The sequence below is a fragment of the Faecalibacillus faecis genome (assembly GCF_003024675.1).
In the GTDB taxonomy this organism is placed as follows: domain Bacteria; phylum Bacillota_I; class Bacilli_A; order Erysipelotrichales; family Coprobacillaceae; genus Faecalibacillus; species Faecalibacillus faecis.
The window spans coordinates 26,568-46,371 of record NZ_PYLP01000012.1; the positions used below are offsets into that span (position 1 = coordinate 26,568).

Consider the following 19,804-nt stretch of genomic DNA (forward strand, 5'->3'; position numbering starts at 1 on the left):
CATATATTTATTGTAGGAAAAAGGAGGAAAAATATGACGAAGTATTTACTAAAACGTGTATTACAAGCTATTGGTGTCGTTTTTTGTATTTCGTTAATCACATTCTTTGTGTTAAACATTGTGCCTGGTAATCCAGTTGAAATCATGTTGGGTGAGTTCGCTGATCAAGCAACGATTGCACGTGTTACACATGAAATGGGATTAGATCAACCAATTTATATTCAGTATTTCAGCTGGTTAGGAAATATGCTTCAAGGGAACTTTGGAACATCATATTTCCAAAATAAACCAGTAATTGATATTTTAACAAGTTCATTTTTAGTAACAGCTAAGCTTGCTGGTATTGCTTATATATTAGCTGTTGTTTTAGGGGTAGTAGTAGGTGTTGTGGCTGCCGTTAATCATGGTAAATGGGTTGATTCGGTTTTAATGACAATTTCTGTATTTGGTATTTCAGCTCCCGCATTCTGGATTGCTATCATCTTACAAATTGTTATCTGTTTGAAATTTAATTTATTGCCTTTATCAGGTATTGAAAGTTTTAAATCATTTATCTTACCAGGTATTGCCTTAGGTACAAGATATGCAGCAAGTATTGCACGTATTACAAGAACAAGTATGTTAGATGTTTTATCACAAGATTACATTCGTACAGCTGAAGCTAAAGGTTTAAAAGGTTGGGTTGTTACAATTAAACATGCTTTACGTAATGCGTTAATTCCAATTATTACAATTGCAGGATCTGATTTAGGAAACATCTTAACAGGATCTGTCTTAGTAGAATCTGTATTTTCAATTCCTGGAATTGGAAAAATGTTAGTAGATAGTATTAATACGCGTGATTTACCAATCGTTCAAGGTGGCGTTATGTATATTGCGGTTATTTGTGTCATTATGTATTTAGTAGTTGATTTACTTTATACAGTAGTTGACCCAAGAATTCGTTTAGGAAAGGAGTCATCATAAAATGTTTAAAAAGAAAAAAGATCAAACATATCAAAGTTATTGGTCAATCAGTTGGAACATTTTCAAGAAAAATAAAGTAGCAATGGTATGTTTATTCATCGTTATTCTTTTATGCCTAATTGCTTTATTTGCACCATTGATTGCTCCTTATGATCCAAACAAACAAGTTCTTACAGATCGTTTAATGAAACCTTGCGGACAACATTGGTTTGGTACAGATGATTTAGGAAGAGATATTTTCTCAAGAATTATTTATGGATGCCGTGTTTCTTTAAGTGTTGGTATCATTTCACAAATTATCGCAACAGTTATTGGGTATACAATGGGTGTTTGTGCCGGATATTTTGGTGGAAAAGTAGATTCTGTTATTTCATTTTTAATTCAAGTATTTTCATCTTTTCCATTCTTATTATTTGCGATGGCAATCATGTTCGTTTTAGGACCAGGTTTAATTAACCTTTACTTAGCGCTCGGTCTTTTAGGTTGGGCTTCAACAGCCAGACTTATCCGTGGGGATGTTATGCGTCTTAAAAAGATGGAATACATCGATGCATGTAAAGTCAGCGGTGGAAATAGTTTTAGAATTATCATGAAACATTTATTACCTAACTGTTTATCAACATTAATCGTTACTGTAACATTAGGTGTTCCAAATGCAATTATGTCAGAAGCATCATTAAGCTTCTTAGGTTTAGGTGTTAAAGCACCAATGGCAAGCTGGGGTTCAATGATTAGTTTTTCACAACCATATATTCGTAGTGCAACATACTATTCAGTAATTCCAGGTTTAGCTATTATTATTACAGTATTAGCGTTCAATATGTTAGGTGATGGATTAAGAGATGCGCTTGATCCAAAATTAAGATCGTAAAAAGGGGAAAAGATATGAGTGAAAATAAAGAATTATTAGAAGTCAAAGATCTTGGTATTACCTTCTTTACAGATCGTGGAGCGCTTCCTGCTGTACAAGAGGTAAGTTTTAGTATCAAACCAGGAGAAACTTTAGGAGTTGTTGGAGAATCTGGTTGTGGTAAGAGTATGACAGCTTTATCATTAATGCAATTAATTCCATCTCCTCCAGGTAAAATTACTGCTGGTGAAATTATGTATAAAGGAGAAGATTTATTAAAGAAATCTCCTAAAGAAATGAGAGATATTCGTGGTAAAGAAATCTCAATGATTTTCCAAGAGCCAATGACATCCTTAAATCCAGTTATTACTGTTGGAAAACAAATTATGGAAGCTGTTTTAACTCATGAAAAAATGAGTAAACAAGAAGCTAAAGAACGTGCTTTAGAAATGATTAAACTTGTAGGTATTCCAATGCCTGAAAAAGTATTTGCTTCTTGTCCTCATCAATTATCTGGTGGGATGAGACAAAGAATCATGATTGCGATGGCACTTTCATGTAATCCATCATTATTGATTTGTGATGAACCGACAACAGCGCTAGACGTTACAATTCAAGCACAAATCTTAAAATTAATTAATAAAATGAAAAAAGAATTAAATACAGCCGTATTATTAATTACACATGATATGGGTGTTATTTCAGAAATGGCAGATAACGTGATTGTCATGTATGCAGGTAAGATCGTAGAATATACAAATGTAGAAGATTTATTTAAAAATCCTTTACACCCTTATACTATTGGTCTAAGAAGATCAATCCCTGATATCGATAGCGATGATCAAGAAGAATTGGAAGTTATTCCTGGTTCTGTACCAATGCTTTATGAACTTCCAAAAGGATGTTTCTTCGCACCACGTTGTAAACATGCTAAAGAAATCTGTCATCAAGAATGTCCAGCAATGATGGAACATGGTGAAAACCATTTAGTTCGTTGTTGGAAATATCATGAAAGATGGAATAAGGAGGATGTAGAAAATGGAAAATAATCAAGACGTTTTATTAAAAGTAGAACATTTAAAGAAATATTATTCTATTAAATCATCTTCTTTAAGAGGTAAAAAAAGCGTTGTTAAAGCGGTAGATGATATTAGCTTTGATGTTAAAATAGGAGAAACTTTTGGGATTGTTGGTGAATCTGGATGTGGTAAATCAACAATGGGTAAAAGTGTAATCCGTCTAATTGAACCAACTGAAGGAAAGGTTATCTTAGATGGTCAAGATTTTACAAGCTTAAAAGGTAAAGAATTACAAGAAGCACGTGATAAAATCAAATTGATTTTCCAAGATCCTTATGCTTCTTTAAATCCACGTATGACAGTTAAAGATATTATTGCTGAACCAATTGATATCGCTAAATGTTATAAAACAAAAGAAGAACGTGATGCACGTGTTGTGGAAGTTATGAAACAAGTTGGTTTAAATTTAGATTACATGTATCGTTATCCTCATGAATTTTCAGGAGGACAAAGACAACGTATTGGGATTGCCCGTGCAATTGCTTTACAACCAAAATTGATTATTTGTGATGAACCTGTTTCAGCGTTAGATGTTTCAATTCAAGCAAAAATCATTAACTTATTAAATGAATTACAAGAAAAAATGGGTATTGCTTATATCTTCATTTCCCATGACTTAAGTGTTGTAAAACATATTGCTGATAGAGTAGGGGTTATGTATTTAGGTAATATGATGGAAATGGCTGATACAGAATCACTTTATGCCAAACCATTACATCCTTATACTCAAGCACTTTTCTCAGCAATTCCAAGAATCGGAAAAGAAAGAATTGAAGATAAACAAATCTTAGGTGGCGATGTGCCAAGTCCAGCCAACCCACCAAAAGGATGTCGTTTCTGTACAAGATGTCCGAAAGTAATGGATATTTGTAAAACAGATAGACCCGATTTTAAAGAAGTAGAACCAGGTCATTTCTGTGCATGTCATTTATATGATAAAAAGTAAAAGAGGTATTATAAAATGGAAATGAATATTGACAAAAAAGAATTAGTTGAATTATGTGAAGAATTTATTAATGTACCAAGTCCAGTAAGCTATTATGAAGAAGTTGGTGCTTTATTAGAAAAAAAAGCAGCTGAATTTGGTTATGAAGTGACTTATGATCGTAAAAGAACAGCTTACATTACTTTAGAAGGAGAAGATAATTCTAAAACAGTATGTATGGGTGCTCACTTAGATACAATTGGTTTAGTTGTTCGTCATATTGACGATAACGGTCATTTAATTGTAAGACAATTAGGTGGTGTTAACTACCACAGTATGGAAGGTGAAGGTGTTACTCTTATTACAAGAGATGGACGCAAATATAGAGGTATGGTTATTTGTAAATCACACTCAGTTCATGTATTTGAAGATGCAAGAACAATGCCAAGAGATGAAGACCATATGGAAGTTATCTTACATGAAGATGTTCATTCTAAAGAAGATGTTATGGCTTTAGGTATTGATCATGGTGATGTGATCTCTGTAGATCCTCATTTTGAATATACACCATCAGGATATGTTGTTTCACGTTATATTGATGATAAAGCTGCTGTTGCTGCATTAATTGAAATGATAGCTTACTTCAAAAGAAATAACTTAAAACCAAAATATCGTACATTATTAGCTTTCCCAATTTATGAAGAAATCGGACATGGTGGAGCTTATGTACCAGAAGAAGTAGAAGAATATGTTGCTTTAGATATCGGATTAATTGGGCCTGATTATCATGCTGATGAAAAAACAGTAAGTATCTGTGCTAAAGATAACTATTCTCCATATGATAGAGAACTTACTACAAGAATTATCAACCAAGCTAAAAAAACAAACTTAAATTATTGTGTTGATGTTTTCTTCCATTATGGAACAGATGCTAATGCAGCAATTCGTGCAGGTAATAATGTTTATGCTGCTGCATTTGGTATGGCTGTGATCAATTCACATGGTAAAGAACGTTGTCATATTGATTCAATCGTAGATACAACAAAACTTGCAATTGCATATGCCTTGGATTTATAAAAAAGTGGAGCTTTTGCTCCTTTTTTAAATGTATAAGTTGTGTATACAATATACAATTTTATAAGAAAAAGACTATAAAATTCCCTTTATTTGCTTAGAATGTATTTACAATAATACATATTGAATGTATAATTGTATACAATCGTAATAAGGGGGACGTAGAATAATGAATTTAGCGTATAAAATTTTAAGTTCTAAACTTAAAAGTGGTGAGTTAGTTGCTGGTCAACAAATAGGTATTCAAATTGACCAAACATTAACTCAAGATTCAACAGGAACAATGGCTTACTTACAATTAGAAGCAATGGGAATTGAACATGTTGCTGTTGAAAAGGCAGTTGCTTATATTGATCACAATATGTTACAAACAGGTTTTGAAAATATGGATGATCATGAATTTATCCGTAGTGTTGCAAAGAAACATGGAATTACTTTTTCTAAACCAGGTAATGGTGTTTGTCACCAATTACAATTAGAAAACTTTGCGAAACCAGGAAAAACATTAGTAGGTTCTGATTCACATACACCAACATGTGGTGCGATGGGAATGATTGCTATTGGGGCAGGGGGATTAGATGTCGCTGTAGCAATGGCAACAGGTACATATTATTTACAATGTCCAAGTGTTGTTAGAGTGAATTTAGTAGGTAAAAAAGCAAAATGGGCTTCGGCTAAAGATGTTATTTTATATATTTTACAACAATTATCTGTCAAAGGTGGAGTCAATAAGATTATTGAATACACTGGAGAAGGTTTAAAAGAATTATCATTAACAGATCGTGCAACTATTTGTAATATGGGGGCTGAATTAGGGGCAACGACTTCTGTCTTTCCAACAGATGAAATTACGAAAGAATATTTAATTCAACAAGGAAGAGAAGAAGATTATGTTGAATTAAAAGCAGATGAAGATGCTACATATGATGAAGAAATTACTGTTGATTTATCAAAATTAGTACCATTAACTGCCAAACCACATAGTCCAGATGCTGTTGTACCAGTAAGTGAATTAAGAGGAATGAAAATCAATCAAGTAGTGATTGGTTCATGTACAAACTCATCACTTCCTGATATGTTAAAAGCTGCAAAAATCTTAAAAGGAAGAAGAGTCGCAACACATGTTTCACTTGTTATTGCACCAGGTTCTTCAAGTATTCTGGCAATGCTTTCTAAATGTGGCGCTTTAGCGGACATGGTTGCTGCTGGTGCTCGAATTCTTGAATGCGGTTGTGGTCCATGTATTGGTATGGGACAAGCACCACTTTCTAAAGGTGTTTCTTTAAGAACAATAAATCGTAACTTTAAAGGACGTTCAGGAACAAATGATGCCAGTGTTTATCTAGTATCACCTGAAGTGGCTGCTTTAAGTGCAATCAAAGGTTATTTAACAGATGAATTTGAAGATGATATGTATTTAGATGATATTGAAAATACACCATTTGTGAAGAATAAGAATTTCTTTATTGATGAATATGATCCTCAAAATGAAGTATATATGGGACCAAATATTAAACCTGTTCCTCGTGGAGATAAATTGCCTGACACCTTTACTGGTAAAGTATGTTTAAAAGTAGGAGATAATATTTCTACAGACCATATCGTACCATCAGATTCTAAATTACTTCCATATCGAAGTAATGTTCCACATCTAGCAAAATTCTCTTTCTGTAAAGTAGATGATCAATTCTATAATAGATGTATTGAAAATGGAGGAGGATTTATTGTTGGTGGAGATAACTATGGTCAAGGTTCTTCACGTGAACATGCAGCCCTTGTTCCTAATTATTTAAAAATTAAAGCAATCTTCGCTATTTCATTTGCGAGAATTCATCGTTCTAACTTAATTAATAATGGTATTTTACCACTTGTTATTGATCAAAAAGATTATGATTTCTTTAATGATCAAGATGAATATGAATTAATAAATTTATTAGATAGTGTTGAAAACAATAAAGCTATTACAGTAATCAATAAAACAAATAATCAAACAATTACGGTAAAATTAAAATTATCACCTAGAGAAAAAACAATGATTCAATATGGTGGTTTATTAAATGCAATTAAAGAATTAGGAGGTGACTTTTAATGAAAGCAGTTTTAATCCCAGGTGATGGAATTGGTAAAGAAATTTCACAAAGCGTGGTTGATATTACCAAAGCCATGAACTTAGATATTGAATGGGTCGAATACCAAGCAGGTGCAGAATATGCAGCTAAAACAAAAGAAGTCTTTGAACCAGGTTTAGTTGATGCCATCAAGGAGTACAAATGGGCATTAAAAGGTCCAACAGCAACTCCTATTGGGACTGGTTTTAGAAGTGTCAATGTTGCTTTAAGACAAAAATTTGCGACTTATGCTAATGTTAGACCAATTCGTTCTTTTAAAGGAATTGATTCTAAATATGAAAATATTGATCTTGTCATGATTCGTGAAAATACCGAAGATTTATATAAAGGTATTGAATACATGGTAGGTGAAGATGTCGCTCATGGTATCAAATTAATTACTAGAGAAGCTAGTGAAAAGATTTGTCGTTATGCTTTTGAATATGCTAAGGCAAATGGAAGAAAAAAAGTCACTGCCATTCATAAAGCAAATATTATGAAATTTACAGATGGATTATTCTTAGAATGTTTTAGAAATGTTGGTAAGGATTATCCAGAAATTGAAAAACAAGAAGTTATCATAGATAATATGTGCATGCAACTTGTTTTAAGACCAGAAACATTTGATGTATTGGTTGCACCAAACTTATATGGAGATATTGTTTCTGATTTATGTGCCGGTTTAGTCGGTGGTTTAGGTTTTGCACCTAGTGGAAATATTGGTGATGAATATCGTATTTATGAAGCAGTACATGGAAGTGCTCCTGATATTGCGGGTCAAGGTATTGCCAATCCAAGTGCTCTTCTTTTAGCATTTGCATTAATGTTAGAAGCTTTAGGACAAAATGATCAAGCCACTCGATTACGTGATGCACTATCAAAAGTCGTAGAAGAGGGGAAAATTGTAACGCGTGACATTGGTGGAAATGCTTCTACAAAAGAGTTTACGCAAGCAATTATAGATAGGTTATAGTATGAAAAAAAACATTTTAGAAAATGCAGGACATGGTTCCTTAGGACATCGTATCTTTTGTATTTTAAGAGATAAAATTTTAAATGAAGAATATGAAAAAGGACAAAAATTAAATGAAGTTGTTCTTTCTAAAGAATTAAATATTTCTAGAACACCTATTCGAGAAGCTTTAAAACAATTAGAATTAGAAGGACTTGTTAAAAGTATTCCTAATAAAGGCGTTTATGTTTTAGGTTTTTCATCAAGAGATATAGATGATATGTTAGAAATTCGTGTTGTTTTAGAAAGTTTATCTGTACAACTTGCCATTGATCGTATTACTCAAGAAGAATTAGATCGTATTAAAGAAATCTATGATTTATTAGAATTCTATGCTGAAAAAAATGATCAAGAACGTTTTACAGAAGTGAATATTGATTTCCATGAAGCTATCTATCGAGCAACGCATTCTCAATACTTTGAACAATTGTTATCAGATATTAACTATTATATTCATGTTACTTCAAAACATTCTATTAAACAACCAAATCGTCTTATTGAAGCAGCACGAGAACATAAAGAAATCTATGATGCTATTGTGAAAAAAGATAAAGCACTTGCCAAAGCAAATGTAGAAAAACATATTAGAAAAACACAATCTTTAGTAAGAAATTACTATGATGAAAAAGACGAAGCAACAGAAGAATAGTGCGAGAGAGGGCAACCTCTCTTTTTTATAAATTGTAATTCTTAAAAAATGTGTTATTTTAAGAAATTGAAAAAAAGAGATGATGTTTTGAATACGTTTAAAGAAAGAAGTAATTATCTAAAAGCAATCGCATTGATGTCAATCTTTACTTTTATTTTTCTAGGAATAGAGTATTTATTTGTTGACATGATTTCTCTTTTAGTTTCTGAAAATAGAGTTGTTTTATCACAAAATTATGTATTAGGAATGAGTTGTCTAGGATTTATTTTATATCCCTTATATAATCGTTATTTTAAAGGATTATCTCGTAAAATATGTATCGTAATCAGTATCACTATTATTGGACTGATTACCATTTTTTATTTACATCCAATCTGTCCTCTTACACTTATAACAGGACTTGTCTTATTTCTTTTTTAGGAGGGTTAGGTGGTATTACTTCTTCATCATATTGGAATAAACGCTATGGTAGCCAAAAAGGAAGCTGGGGGAATCTTATTGATTCCTTTAAAGAAAATACAAAATATGTCTATAGTATATATCTTAAATTAAATGATAAAGGATATAATGAAAATTACTATTTTGATAAAAATACAAAGCTAATCATTAACGGGAAAACAATTGATCTTCCTCTTGAATCAATAAATGTTGATGAATTAGAAGGAGATACTATTTGGTATTCTAATGTTTTAGAAATGACACCAGAATTACAAAACATTAAAATAAAAACATCACAAGAAACGAAAAAAGAAAATACAAATACAAAAGTAAAAACAGGCGATAATACCAAGTATATGGTCTATATGGGATTAATAGGGTTAAGCTTATTAGGTGCTTATTGTATTATTATGAAAAACTATATTCATTAACTGTACAGAAATCATTGTACAGTTTCTTTTTTTTTTGACAAAGTGTTATAATAAAAATCGAATTGGGGGAGAGTTATGGAAAGAAAAGAGTTTTCAATTGCACGTTTTTTAAGTTCAAAAAGTCGATTTGATAATATTGTATTATTAGAAGGCTTTATTGTTGGTATATTAGCAGGGGTTGTGGCAGTTATTTATAGATTGATGTTATCTTATGGTGAAAAGATTGCCTATTTTGTTGTCGATTATATTAAAAACAACACACTTCATTTATGTTTATGGATCATTTGTGTTTTACTTATTGGATTTATTATTTCAAGACTTTTAAAATATGAATCTTATATTTCAGGAAGTGGGATTCCACAAGTTGAAGCAGAAATGATCGATCAAATAGATGAAAAATGGTATCGCGTAATTCTAGCAAAGATGGTGGCTGGAACACTTGCCATTGTTGGAGGGTTATCTCTTGGTAGAGAAGGACCAAGTATTCAATTAGGGGCGATGATTGGTAAAGGACTAGCTTCTGTATTTAAAAGAATGAAATTGGAAGAAAAGTATCTTTTAACATGTGGGGCTGCTGCAGGACTTTCTGCTGCATTTAATGCTCCATTAGCTGGTGTCTTGTTTGCCTTAGAAGAAATACATAAAAACTTTTCTCCACTTGCATTAGTAACGGTTATGGTGGCTTCTTTAACTGGAGATTTTATTAGTAAAAATATTTTTGGGATGACACCATCTCTTTATTTCCCATTAGTAGAAAGTTTACCTTTAGGTCAATATGGATTTTTAATTATCTTAGGAATTATTGTAGGTTTATTAGGAGTCTTTTATAATAAGACAACAATGTTTACATTAAAACTTTATGATAAAATCACTTTTTTAAAGAATAATCAAAAGATTTATATTCCTTTAATTATTTCTATTGGCTTTATGATTTTCTATCCAGATGTTTTATGTGGAGGACATCATATTATTGATTTACTTCATGAAGGAAATTATGTTTTAAGTTCTGTTTTATTAGTATTAGTGATGAAGTTTATCTTTTCGATTATTTCCTTTGGTTCAGGAGCACCAGGAGGTATCTTCTTCCCTTTACTTGTCTTAGGAAGTTTGATTGGTTGTGGATATGCCATTGTTGTTACAACCTATTGTGGGGTACCCAATATGTACTTTAATAACTTTATCGTGGTTGCAATGGCTGGACTTTTCGCAAGTATTGTCCGTGCTCCTATTACAGGAATCGTTCTTATTGCAGAAATGTGTGGTAGTTTATCACAATTTTTACCAATTGCTGTATGTAGTTTTGTCGGCTATATTGTAGCAAATATGTTAAGATGTGAACCTATTTATCATAGTTTATTAAACCGTATGATCAAAAATGGCAATCATGAAATTTCACTTGAAGAAAAAGAAATTCTTCATTATTCAATTGAACTTGGTTCATGTTGTTTAGATCAACCAATTAAAGATTTAGGATTACCTAAAGAATGTGTCATTATTTCAATTAATCGAGGAATTGAAGAAATTGTTCCGCGAGGAGATACCGTTTTACATTTAGGAGATCATTTGACTATTTTAGTCAATAAAGAAAATAGAGAAGTTACTAAAGATATCTTACATAAATTTTTTACATTAGAAATATAGGTGATGATATGTTTAGAAAAATGAGAAGAAAAAAACAAGAGCTAACTGAAAAACAATGTTTAGATATATTAAGACGTGCCAAAACAGCCACGCTTGCTTTATCAGGAGATGATGGTTATCCTTATTCAGTACCGATGAATTTTGTTTATGAAGATGGAAAAATCTATTTTCATGGTGCTAAAGAAGGACATAAAATAGACGCTATTAAAAATAATCCTAAAGTATCAATGAGTATTATTGATCAAGAAGATGTTATTGAAGAAGAATTGACAACTTATTTTAGAAGTGTGATTCTTTTTGGTAAAGCAAGAATCTTACAAGAAGATGATGAAATTTATCATGCTATTGAAACACTTGGTTTAAAATATAATGAAGATGAAGTGACGGTAGAAAAAGAAATACGAAAAGAATGGAAAATTCTTTGTTGTGTTGAAATTACTATTGAACATATTTCAGGAAAACAAGCAATTGAACTTGTTAATAAAAACTATCAAGATCTTTTTTAGATTCTTGATAGTTTTTTTGTAAGGGCATTATCCTTATTTTTTAATGTCTTAATAGTATCAATCAGTTCAACATCTAAAGAAGAAAGATAATTGAAGGCTTGTTGATAGATATCGTCTTTTAAAAGGGCATCAGGGCTATGGGCATCAAAGCCGATGATGGCCTTGTTTTTATATTTACTTGCAATCTTCCAAAAAGATTCATTAGGATAATGTCTACCAGACATAAACCCTAAAAGATTAAATTCTAAAGGCATATCTTTTTCTTTAGCATAAGCACATAAACGTGACATTTCTTCTTGATAAAGTTTAGAATCCGGATCGTAGTAAACAAGATCAGGATGGGCAATATAGCTATAAAGTCCAGTATCGATTGCTTGAATACAATGATCGACGTAAGCTTTTAAATAGTATTCATTTACTGGACTTCCAAAGTATTGATGAAGTTCATCTGTTTGATAATAATGATTTCCTAAAATAATATAATCTATTTTTTTATCTTCTAACATTTTTTCAAGCCAAGGCATATATCTTTCAAAGTATTCACATTCTAAACCAATTAATATTGAGATTTGATCTTTATATTTTTCTTTAAGATAACGAATACTTTCGATATAATCATCTAATTGACATTCTGGCATACGCATCGATGCTTTAAAAGAAGAATCGTAATGCCAAGGAGTATGATCAGAAAAGCCAAGTTCTTTAATATTGGCTTGAATAGCTGCTTTTACATATTCTTCATCTTTACCAATGGCATGAAAGCACCTTGTTGTATGTGTATGATAGTTATTTTTATTCATGGTTTCACCTCGAAGACATTATAATACAAAAAAAGGAATATACAAATAAATGTATATTCCCTAAAGGTTATTATAATCCAAGTTTTGCTTTCATAGCAGCAAGTTCATCATCAACAGAAGCATCGTTACCGTTTGATGTATATTTATCAGCAAGATTAGAAGCAGCACTTGTATGTGCATTTAATTCAGCTTCAGCAGTAGCTGCATCAAGCATTTTTTCTGCTTTCTTTTCATAACGTTCAAATGATTCCATAGAAGATTTTGCTTTATCTCCACCAGAAACTATTTTATTAATATGTTCTTGTGCTTTAGCAGAAGCAACTGTTGCTTTAATAGCATCTCTTCTCGCTTCTAATGTTTCAATGTCATTCACTAATTTATCATGCATTTGACGCATTTTATCAGCGTTAGCATGAGTAAGTTCTTGTGTTTTTTTGTATGAAGCAAGATTGCTTTCATATTGTTGTTTTTTAGCAATCAATGTTCTTGCATCATCTTCATTACCTGCTTTTAAAGCGTTTTGTGCAGCAGTTGTATATTTAGCGATTTCTTCTTCACATTCTTTAACTTGACGATCTGCACTTTTTGCATCAGCAATAATGTTTGCAGTTTCTTTTTTGACTTCAGCAAGATCTTCTCTTAAATCTCTTAATGTTTGATCAATCATTTTTGCTGGATCTTCACATTTGTCTAATAAAGCATTAATGTTACTTTTCATGATGTCTGTAAATCTTGTTAAAATTCCCATAGTTATTCTTTCCCTTCTTCGTTTAAGTATTTGTCTCTTAATTCATCTGATTTATCAAGAGGTGTTTTTAAGATTTCAACTGTTTCTTTAGCTTTTTCTTTATCTCGTTTAAATTTCATACGCAAAATATAAATAATTCCACCAATTACAATGATAATGCCAACGACTATACAAATGATTTTAATAATATCATTAGAAGTTGTTGATTTTTCCATAATCGTATCTGCTGTTGAATTAAAGGTCTTTGTAAATACCTCTACTGTAGAAAGTGAATCATCTGTCCAATAACGATCTATGTAGTTCCAAAAAATATTAACAGCTTCACCATCCATTACCGAAGTTACCTGTTTCCCGTTAACATAAGCCATATAACCTATTTCATTAGGATCTTGATCTTCATAGTAAACAAATAAGAAAGTATCTTCATTATCAATGTTTTGTTCATACCAGCTTTGTGCATAATCATCTTTTTGACTATCACTTGTAAGTGTTTCATCATAGCTCTTTAAATAAATATAAGGTTGAATTCCTGTTTTGTTGTAAAAGTTTTTAAGATTCTTTGAAAGTTTCCCTTGATTTTCAATATATCCTAATTCATCTCTGATACAGTTATTGTCATAAGCAACAGGATTTTCAATCTTTTCCCTATTAATTGTTGATGCGACGTCACTATCATCACTAGCAATCATAAAAAAGCTAAAAATAACAACTGCGAAAACAATTAAACAAGCAATCAAAGTCCCTAAACCACTTGATGAACTTGTATAAACATTTCTTCGATAGCCATGGTAACCATGGTAGCCTCCTCTTGGTGGTGGGGGTTGACGATGATAACCTCCGCCTGAACTTCTACTTCTTGTTGGTCTGCTTGAACTACCTACATGATGTCCACCACCAACACGACTACTTGAATGTCCGCCAGATGAACGATGACCTCCTCCGCCAGTTCCTGGTCTTGGCATAGTTTCACCTCTCTTTCATCTATTGTATTATTAAAGAATATTATACATGAATTGTGCTGGAAAAGATATATTATAAGAATTTTTGTTTGATAAATAGTAGAAAAAATAAAATATAAAAAAGTAGTAATATTTATTGACACAATAGTTAGCCTATGCTAACATATAGTTGTGGTTAGCGAGGGGCAATTCGCAGAAAGGTCGAAGAGCTATGAAAAATAAATTCAAGCGCAGCTTGATGGCTCTGACTTTACAAATCGGTGTCATCGTTGCTGCAATACTATTCGTTTAATTGTCTTATGATTATTTAACTTAAATTAGCCAAATTCCTTTTTCCTATCATAAGATTATTAAGTGAAGCAAAAGTTTGGTAAGATTACTTACCTTTTTTTGTTTCTAGAGGTTAAAAAAACTCCATTTCATGGAGTTATTTTTGTTTCATATGTTCTTTGATTTTATTCATTGTTTCATCAGAGATTACATGTTCAATTCGACATGCATCATTAACAGCGGTATCGTGGCAAACACCAATGCTTTCAAAAAATGAAGAAAGTGTATCATGTCGATCATAAATAGTTGTTGCTACTTTTGTTCCTTTTTCAGTTAATTCGATATATCCTTTGCTATCAACAATTATATATTCATCTTTTTTTAATAAACCAATAGCACGTGAAACGCTAGGTTTGGAATAATTTAATTCTCTTGCAATATCAATAGAACGAACATCTTTGTTTTTCTTTGATAAAACAAGAATTGTTTCTAAATACATTTCTCCTGATTCTTGTAAGTTCATGTTCATCACCTCTTATTGTAGTATACCATATTTTAAAGGGAATAAGCAACGAATAAGCTCGTTGTAAATTGTTGAAAGAGGGTTGACATCTATTTTAAAATGAAGTATATTCTATGTGAAGTTAGATAAGTCTAACTATATTTTATGTCTTATAGTTAGCGAATACTAATCAAATTAGCGTAACCTAATGTGGTTAGCAAGGACGAATTCTTGAGGAGGTAAGTAAGATGCTGTTAACAATGTTAAACATAGGAGAAACCGGTAAAATCAAAAGAATTGGTGGGAACGAAGAAACGAGAAGATTTTTAAATAATCTTGGTTTTGTCGTTGGTACTGAAGTTTCTGTTGTTTCGGCAATCGGGGGAAATGTGATTGTTAATATCAAGGATTCTCGCGTTGCTATTAATGAAGATATGGCAAAACGTATCATGGTGTAGAAAAGGGGGAAGTGTTGTGAAACTTAATGAAGTAGAAGTTGGTAGCACTGTCACTGTTAAGAAAATTGAAGGTGATGGAGCTTACAAAAGACGTATTATGGATATGGGTATCACTAAAGGGGTAGAATTATATATTAGAAAAGTTGCTCCTCTTGGAGATCCTGTTGAAATTACTGTAAGAGGTTATGAATTATCAGTTAGAAAAAACGATGCACAATGTGTTGAAGTTGAATAACGGAGGGGAAAGTTAAAAATGAATATTAAATTTGCGCTTGCAGGTAACCCTAACTGTGGTAAAACAACAATGTTTAACGCATTAACAGGTGCTAATCAATATGTTGGTAACTGGCCAGGTGTTACTGTAGAAAAGAAAGAAGGAAAAGTAAAAGGAAACAAAGAAGATAATATTACTGTTGTTGACTTACCAGGTATTTATTCTTTATCTCCTTATACATTAGAAGAAGTTGTCAGCCGTGATTTTCTTTTAAATGAAGATCCAGATGTCATTATTGACTTAGTTGACGCCACTAATATTGAAAGAAACTTATATTTAACAACTCAATTAATTGAAACTGGGGTTCCAGTAGTTGTTGCTTTAAATATGGCAGACTTAATTGAAAAAAGAGGTTTAAAAATTGACACAAAACGTTTATCAATGGTATTAGGATGTCCTATTATTGAAACTTCTGCTTTAAAAGGAACAGGTTTAAAAGAATTAATTGCTGAAGCTGTTAAAGTTGCTAAACAAGGTGAACATCAATTACCAGGAGCTATTTTCAGTGAAAAACTTGAAGAAGCAATTGATACTGTTGTTCCTGCTTTATCTGAAACAATTGCTACTAACAAAAAAAGATGGTATGCTGTTAAAGTTTTAGAAAATGATGAAAAAGTAATGAATCATATTGTTTTAGATGCTCAAACTAAAACTACTATTGATGCATTAAGAAAAGATTTAGAAACTGAATTAGATGACGATATGGAAAGTATTGTTACTGATGGTCGTTATACTTATATTCAAAAAATAATTTCAACAACTGTTGAAAAACCAAAAGAAAAATTAACAATTTCTGACAAAATTGATAAAATTGTAACAAACAGATTCTTAGGAATTCCTATTTTCTTATTAATCATGTATATTGTTTACTATATTTCAGTTACAACTGTTGGGACATTCGTTACTGACTGGACAAATGATGTCTTTGTTGTAGCTATTCAAGATGCTGTATCTGGATTCTTAAGTTCAGTTGGAGCAAGTGGTTTATTATCTGCTGTTATCGTTGATGGTATCATCGGTGGTGTTGGTGCCGTTATCGGATTTGCACCTCAAATGGCAATCTTATTCTTATTCTTATCAATCTTAGAAGATTGTGGTTACATGGTTCGTATTGCATTCGTCATGGATAGAGTATTTAGATATTTCGGTTTATCTGGAAAAAGCTTTATTCCATTGTTAATTGGTTCTGGTTGTGGGGTTCCAGCTATTATGGCATCTAAAACAATCGAACAAGATAATGATAGACGTTTAACTATTATGACTGCTACATTTATTCCTTGTGGTGCAAAATTACCTGTTATCGCTTTATTAGGTGGAGTTATGGCTGGTAAAGTTGCTGGATGGGAAGCTGGAGGAATGATTGCTCCTGCAATGTATTTCTTAGGTATTGTTGCTGTATTAGTTTCTGCTATTATCTTAAAGAAAACAAAACCATTCTCTGGTAAACCTGCTCCATTCGTAATGGAATTACCAGAATATCATATTCCTAGTGTTAAAACTGTATTATTACACGTATGGGAAAGATTAAAAGCATTCTTAATTAAAGCTGGTACAATCTTAGTTGTTGCTTGTATCGTTATTTGGTTCTTATCTACATTCGGATTTGAAGGTGGATCATTTGGTATGGTAGAAGATACTGCTAATAGTTTAATCGCTGTTATTGGTAATGTTATTGCTCCAATCTTTGCTCCACTTGGATTTGGTAACTGGCAATCAGTTGCTTCATCATTAACTGGATTTTCAGCTAAAGAAGCAATCGTTTCTACAATGGGTGTATTAGCTAACGTTTCTGGTGATACAGAAGATGCTGTTAACGTTGCTGCTGGTGTAGCTCAATGGTTCCCAACTGCAATGGCTGCATTATCATTCTTGATCTTTAACCTATTAGATTCACCATGTTTAGCTGCTATTTCAACAATGGCTAACGAATTAAATGATAGAAAATGGTTCTGGTTTGCAATTATCTTCCAAAACGTATTTGCTTACGCTGTTTCATTAATGGTATATCAAATTGGTTCATTAGTATTATATGGAACATTTGGATTCTGGACAGTTGTTGCATTCGTTGTTCTTGCATTCATGTTATACATGTTGTTTAGACCTGATCCATATAAAGATCAAAAAGTTTATTCTACAAGATCAGTTGAAGCATAATAAAATCCGGAGTTACTCTGGATTTTTATAAATTAAAGGAGGTATTATTATGGCTAATGTGATTATTATTTTATTAATTGTTGCCTATTGTGCATGGGTTATCTATACACATTTCTTTAAAAAGAAAGATGGACATAAGTGTAGTGGTATTTGTGCAGGGTGTAGCCAATGTTCATCTCCTTTAGAAGAATATTATAAAGATCAAAAGAAAATGAAAGAGGGACATAATCATGGGTAATGTTAGTGGTTCAACTTTCTATATGTTTTTAGGAGTACTTGTTATTTATTTGATAGGTGTTTCTATTTACACACTTGTTCAAAAAATAAAAAAGAAAAGAAAATAACAGGAGGTAATCGTGGCTGATGTTATTATCGTTCTTGTATTAGTTGTGATTGTTTTAATTGCTTTAAAATCAACAAGAAAGCACATGAAAGGTGAAAGTTCTTGTTGTGGCGGTGGTGGAGAAATCTATCAAGCATTAGAAGATAAGAAATTAGACAATCCAATTATTAAAGAAAATGTATTTAAAATTAAAGGAATGACATGTCAACATTGTGTGGCTAATGTTACTAAAGCAATCAATGCAGTTGAAGGAGTCAGTGCTCAAGTAAACTTAAAAAAAGAAGAAGCACATGTCGTTTATGATCGTGAAGTGGATGATCAAAAAATTATAAGCGCTATACAACAAGCTGGATATGATGTCAAGTAGAGAAGAAGAAATTCTTCTCTTTTTTTCATATTTTGAATCATTTTAATCACTTTGTTAAAGAAGATGCAACAGCAGGGCATACGATAAGCGCTGTTGCTGTTGGTGGAAAAGCTAATTATATTGCGGGATGTGGTACGAATCAAGGCTATAACCAAACAACATCTAGTTATTTAAAAGGACCAATTATTAAAGTGGGAGCTGATGGGTATTTTAAAAGATTATATGTTGGGGAAACAGAACTAATAAATGCACAAAGATTTGAACATCAAAATGAACAAAATACATTTATTAGTAAAAATGATTGTTATATTGATTTTGATAAAGCATTTGATGAAATAACAGCTGAAGCTAAAACATATCAAGGAGAAATTCAAATTACTTATCATGATTTATTAAAAGCAAAAGCATTGAATCCATGGAATGGAAAAGTAAATTCTTTTGAAACAAATTATTGGGAAATGACAAATGAAGGTTCTACGATTGCTTTGAAATTAAAAAGTGGTTATTCTTATCAGTTTGAAAATGATGTATTAAAGAATATTGCTAGAATCGATTTAATGGATAGTGATTTTGAAAATAAAGACACACTATTTATTGCAGATGACCAAGGCGCAACAACAATTCCTTATATTTATTTAAATGGTGGTTTCAATGCAATGACAGGTGAATGGGGAGATGAAATGAGTGCTGTTTATGTTCTTTCTTACGCAACTGAAGTTACACCTTCTTTAAAGAGTCAAAAACATATTGGACATATTGTTGCACCAAAGGCTTACATTCATGATATGAACGGAGATGTAAATGGGTGCTTTATTGCAAAATCTTTGAATTTAACTGGAAGTGAATCTCATATGTTCCCATACCATGGTCAAAAGATAAAAAATAATAATACTACACCAGAACAATCAGGTGATAATACACAAGATGGAAACGAAAACCCAGGAGAAAACAATCCAGGGACAGGGACTGTAACAACAAATCCTAAACCAAGTAATGATACAAACAATTCATCAAAAAATAATGAAATTATTTTAAATAAAGAGGAATTAACTATTAACATTTCTCGTAAACAAAACACTCCAAAGATTTCTTCTAATAAGAATAGTAAAGTTATTGTTGAAGATAATAAACAAACAAATACTAAGCAAAATGATTCTGTAAAAACAGGAGATGATACACATCTATTCATGTATGTATTATTAGAATTACTTGCTTTCTCTGGTATTGTTTCTTTAAGAAAGAAGGCGTAA

General features: G+C 31.7%; 21 protein-coding genes. 17 read left to right on the forward strand and 4 right to left on the reverse strand.

What is annotated here, in order from left to right; all coding sequences use genetic code 11:
* The first annotated feature begins 33 nt into the window (after positions 1-33).
* The 11 genes from C7U55_RS09210 to C7U55_RS09260 all read left to right on the forward strand — a co-directional run bounded on the left by C7U55_RS09210 (position 34) and on the right by C7U55_RS09260 (position 11,679).
* On the forward strand, positions 34-966 hold the full coding sequence (locus tag C7U55_RS09210; protein WP_106988319.1) for an ABC transporter permease: 933 nt from the start codon (positions 34-36) through the stop codon (positions 964-966).
* A gap of 1 nt (position 967) precedes the next feature.
* Positions 968-1,837, forward strand: a complete 870-nt coding sequence (locus C7U55_RS09215) for an ABC transporter permease (protein WP_106988320.1) — start codon at positions 968-970, stop codon at positions 1,835-1,837.
* A gap of 14 nt (positions 1,838-1,851) precedes the next feature.
* On the forward strand, positions 1,852-2,865 hold the full coding sequence (locus C7U55_RS09220; RefSeq protein WP_032089614.1) for an ABC transporter ATP-binding protein: 1,014 nt from the start codon (positions 1,852-1,854) through the stop codon (positions 2,863-2,865).
* Positions 2,855-3,841 (forward strand): ABC transporter ATP-binding protein, encoded by a 987-nt coding sequence (locus C7U55_RS09225; protein WP_022001687.1) that lies wholly within the window; start codon positions 2,855-2,857, stop codon positions 3,839-3,841. Before C7U55_RS09220 ends, C7U55_RS09225 begins: the two co-directional genes overlap by 11 nt.
* Positions 3,842-3,856: 15 nt before the next feature.
* The gene (locus C7U55_RS09230; protein ID WP_106988321.1) at positions 3,857-4,897 is read left to right on the forward strand and encodes a M42 family metallopeptidase; all 1,041 of its coding nucleotides are present in this window, start codon (positions 3,857-3,859) and stop codon (positions 4,895-4,897) included.
* A gap of 166 nt (positions 4,898-5,063) precedes the next feature.
* Entirely contained in the window at positions 5,064-6,983 is a 1,920-nt protein-coding gene (locus C7U55_RS09235) for an aconitate hydratase (protein WP_106988322.1), read from the forward strand.
* A complete protein-coding gene (locus C7U55_RS09240; protein ID WP_106988323.1) occupies positions 6,983-7,975 on the forward strand; it encodes an isocitrate/isopropylmalate dehydrogenase family protein in 993 nt (330 codons plus the stop codon). The genes C7U55_RS09235 and C7U55_RS09240 overlap by 1 nt, the downstream gene beginning before the upstream one ends.
* Before the next feature lies 1 nt (position 7,976).
* Positions 7,977-8,663 (forward strand): GntR family transcriptional regulator, encoded by a 687-nt coding sequence (locus tag C7U55_RS09245; protein WP_106988324.1) that lies wholly within the window; start codon positions 7,977-7,979, stop codon positions 8,661-8,663.
* 314 nt (positions 8,664-8,977) lie between these two features.
* The gene (locus tag C7U55_RS09250) at positions 8,978-9,532 is read left to right on the forward strand and encodes a hypothetical protein (protein WP_106988325.1); all 555 of its coding nucleotides are present in this window, start codon (positions 8,978-8,980) and stop codon (positions 9,530-9,532) included.
* 75 nt (positions 9,533-9,607) lie between these two features.
* The gene (locus tag C7U55_RS09255) at positions 9,608-11,173 is read left to right on the forward strand and encodes a ClC family H(+)/Cl(-) exchange transporter (RefSeq protein ID WP_106988326.1); all 1,566 of its coding nucleotides are present in this window, start codon (positions 9,608-9,610) and stop codon (positions 11,171-11,173) included.
* An 8-nt stretch (positions 11,174-11,181) separates the two neighbouring features.
* Positions 11,182-11,679, forward strand: coding sequence for a pyridoxamine 5'-phosphate oxidase family protein (locus tag C7U55_RS09260; protein ID WP_106988327.1), 498 nt, complete (start codon positions 11,182-11,184; stop codon positions 11,677-11,679).
* Here C7U55_RS09260 and C7U55_RS09265 read toward each other — a convergent pair.
* The 4 genes from C7U55_RS09265 to C7U55_RS09280 form a co-directional block, all read right to left on the reverse strand.
* Positions 11,676-12,479 (reverse strand): histidinol-phosphatase, encoded by an 804-nt coding sequence (locus tag C7U55_RS09265; RefSeq protein ID WP_106988328.1) that lies wholly within the window; start codon positions 12,477-12,479, stop codon positions 11,676-11,678. The genes C7U55_RS09260 and C7U55_RS09265 overlap by 4 nt on opposite strands.
* A gap of 70 nt (positions 12,480-12,549) precedes the next feature.
* Positions 12,550-13,227, reverse strand: coding sequence for a PspA/IM30 family protein (locus tag C7U55_RS09270; RefSeq protein WP_106988329.1), 678 nt, complete (start codon positions 13,225-13,227; stop codon positions 12,550-12,552).
* Positions 13,228-13,229: 2 nt separating this feature from the next.
* Positions 13,230-14,189 (reverse strand): hypothetical protein, encoded by a 960-nt coding sequence (locus C7U55_RS09275; RefSeq protein WP_106988330.1) that lies wholly within the window; start codon positions 14,187-14,189, stop codon positions 13,230-13,232.
* Between the two features lie 424 nt (positions 14,190-14,613).
* Positions 14,614-14,979, reverse strand: a complete 366-nt coding sequence (locus C7U55_RS09280; RefSeq protein WP_106988331.1) for a metal-dependent transcriptional regulator — start codon at positions 14,977-14,979, stop codon at positions 14,614-14,616.
* A gap of 227 nt (positions 14,980-15,206) precedes the next feature.
* On the opposite strand from C7U55_RS09280, the gene C7U55_RS09285 reads away from it, so the two are divergent.
* From C7U55_RS09285 to C7U55_RS09310, 6 genes are all read left to right on the forward strand, one after another.
* Positions 15,207-15,416 (forward strand): FeoA family protein, encoded by a 210-nt coding sequence (locus C7U55_RS09285; protein WP_106988332.1) that lies wholly within the window; start codon positions 15,207-15,209, stop codon positions 15,414-15,416.
* A 16-nt stretch (positions 15,417-15,432) separates the two neighbouring features.
* A complete protein-coding gene (locus C7U55_RS09290; protein ID WP_022000741.1) occupies positions 15,433-15,651 on the forward strand; it encodes a FeoA family protein in 219 nt (72 codons plus the stop codon).
* A gap of 18 nt (positions 15,652-15,669) precedes the next feature.
* Positions 15,670-17,844 (forward strand): ferrous iron transport protein B, encoded by a 2,175-nt coding sequence (feoB, locus tag C7U55_RS09295; RefSeq protein ID WP_106988333.1) that lies wholly within the window; start codon positions 15,670-15,672, stop codon positions 17,842-17,844.
* A 49-nt stretch (positions 17,845-17,893) separates the two neighbouring features.
* Positions 17,894-18,082, forward strand: a complete 189-nt coding sequence (locus C7U55_RS09300; RefSeq protein WP_204638423.1) for a FeoB-associated Cys-rich membrane protein — start codon at positions 17,894-17,896, stop codon at positions 18,080-18,082.
* A gap of 118 nt (positions 18,083-18,200) precedes the next feature.
* Positions 18,201-18,554: a heavy-metal-associated domain-containing protein gene (locus C7U55_RS09305; protein ID WP_106988335.1), complete on the forward strand. Its 354-nt coding sequence runs from the start codon at positions 18,201-18,203 to the stop codon at positions 18,552-18,554.
* Positions 18,555-18,586: 32 nt separating this feature from the next.
* Positions 18,587-19,804, forward strand: coding sequence for a collagen-binding domain-containing protein (locus tag C7U55_RS09310; protein ID WP_162297437.1), 1,218 nt, complete (start codon positions 18,587-18,589; stop codon positions 19,802-19,804).

What these genes read in the sequence shown, in the direction of transcription:
- C7U55_RS09260 (WP_106988327.1), top strand. Translation starts at nt 11,182, where the DNA reads ATGTTTAGAAAAATGAGAAGAAAAAAACAAGAGCTAACTGAAAAACAA.
- C7U55_RS09265 (WP_106988328.1), bottom strand. Translation starts at nt 12,479, where the DNA reads ATGAATAAAAATAACTATCATACACATACAACAAGGTGCTTTCATGCC.
- C7U55_RS09220 (WP_032089614.1), top strand. Translation starts at nt 1,852, where the DNA reads ATGAGTGAAAATAAAGAATTATTAGAAGTCAAAGATCTTGGTATTACC.
- C7U55_RS09285 (WP_106988332.1), top strand. Translation starts at nt 15,207, where the DNA reads ATGCTGTTAACAATGTTAAACATAGGAGAAACCGGTAAAATCAAAAGA.
- C7U55_RS09225 (WP_022001687.1), top strand. Translation starts at nt 2,855, where the DNA reads ATGGAAAATAATCAAGACGTTTTATTAAAAGTAGAACATTTAAAGAAA.
- feoB (WP_106988333.1), top strand. Translation starts at nt 15,670, where the DNA reads ATGAATATTAAATTTGCGCTTGCAGGTAACCCTAACTGTGGTAAAACA.
- C7U55_RS09230 (WP_106988321.1), top strand. Translation starts at nt 3,857, where the DNA reads ATGGAAATGAATATTGACAAAAAAGAATTAGTTGAATTATGTGAAGAA.
- C7U55_RS09240 (WP_106988323.1), top strand. Translation starts at nt 6,983, where the DNA reads ATGAAAGCAGTTTTAATCCCAGGTGATGGAATTGGTAAAGAAATTTCA.
- C7U55_RS09235 (WP_106988322.1), top strand. Translation starts at nt 5,064, where the DNA reads ATGAATTTAGCGTATAAAATTTTAAGTTCTAAACTTAAAAGTGGTGAG.
- C7U55_RS09275 (WP_106988330.1), bottom strand. Translation starts at nt 14,189, where the DNA reads ATGCCAAGACCAGGAACTGGCGGAGGAGGTCATCGTTCATCTGGCGGA.
- C7U55_RS09280 (WP_106988331.1), bottom strand. Translation starts at nt 14,979, where the DNA reads ATGAACTTACAAGAATCAGGAGAAATGTATTTAGAAACAATTCTTGTT.
- C7U55_RS09245 (WP_106988324.1), top strand. Translation starts at nt 7,977, where the DNA reads ATGAAAAAAAACATTTTAGAAAATGCAGGACATGGTTCCTTAGGACAT.
- C7U55_RS09300 (WP_204638423.1), top strand. Translation starts at nt 17,894, where the DNA reads ATGGCTAATGTGATTATTATTTTATTAATTGTTGCCTATTGTGCATGG.
- C7U55_RS09270 (WP_106988329.1), bottom strand. Translation starts at nt 13,227, where the DNA reads ATGGGAATTTTAACAAGATTTACAGACATCATGAAAAGTAACATTAAT.
- C7U55_RS09250 (WP_106988325.1), top strand. Translation starts at nt 8,978, where the DNA reads ATGTATCGTAATCAGTATCACTATTATTGGACTGATTACCATTTTTTA.
- C7U55_RS09210 (WP_106988319.1), top strand. Translation starts at nt 34, where the DNA reads ATGACGAAGTATTTACTAAAACGTGTATTACAAGCTATTGGTGTCGTT.
- C7U55_RS09255 (WP_106988326.1), top strand. Translation starts at nt 9,608, where the DNA reads ATGGAAAGAAAAGAGTTTTCAATTGCACGTTTTTTAAGTTCAAAAAGT.
- C7U55_RS09215 (WP_106988320.1), top strand. Translation starts at nt 968, where the DNA reads ATGTTTAAAAAGAAAAAAGATCAAACATATCAAAGTTATTGGTCAATC.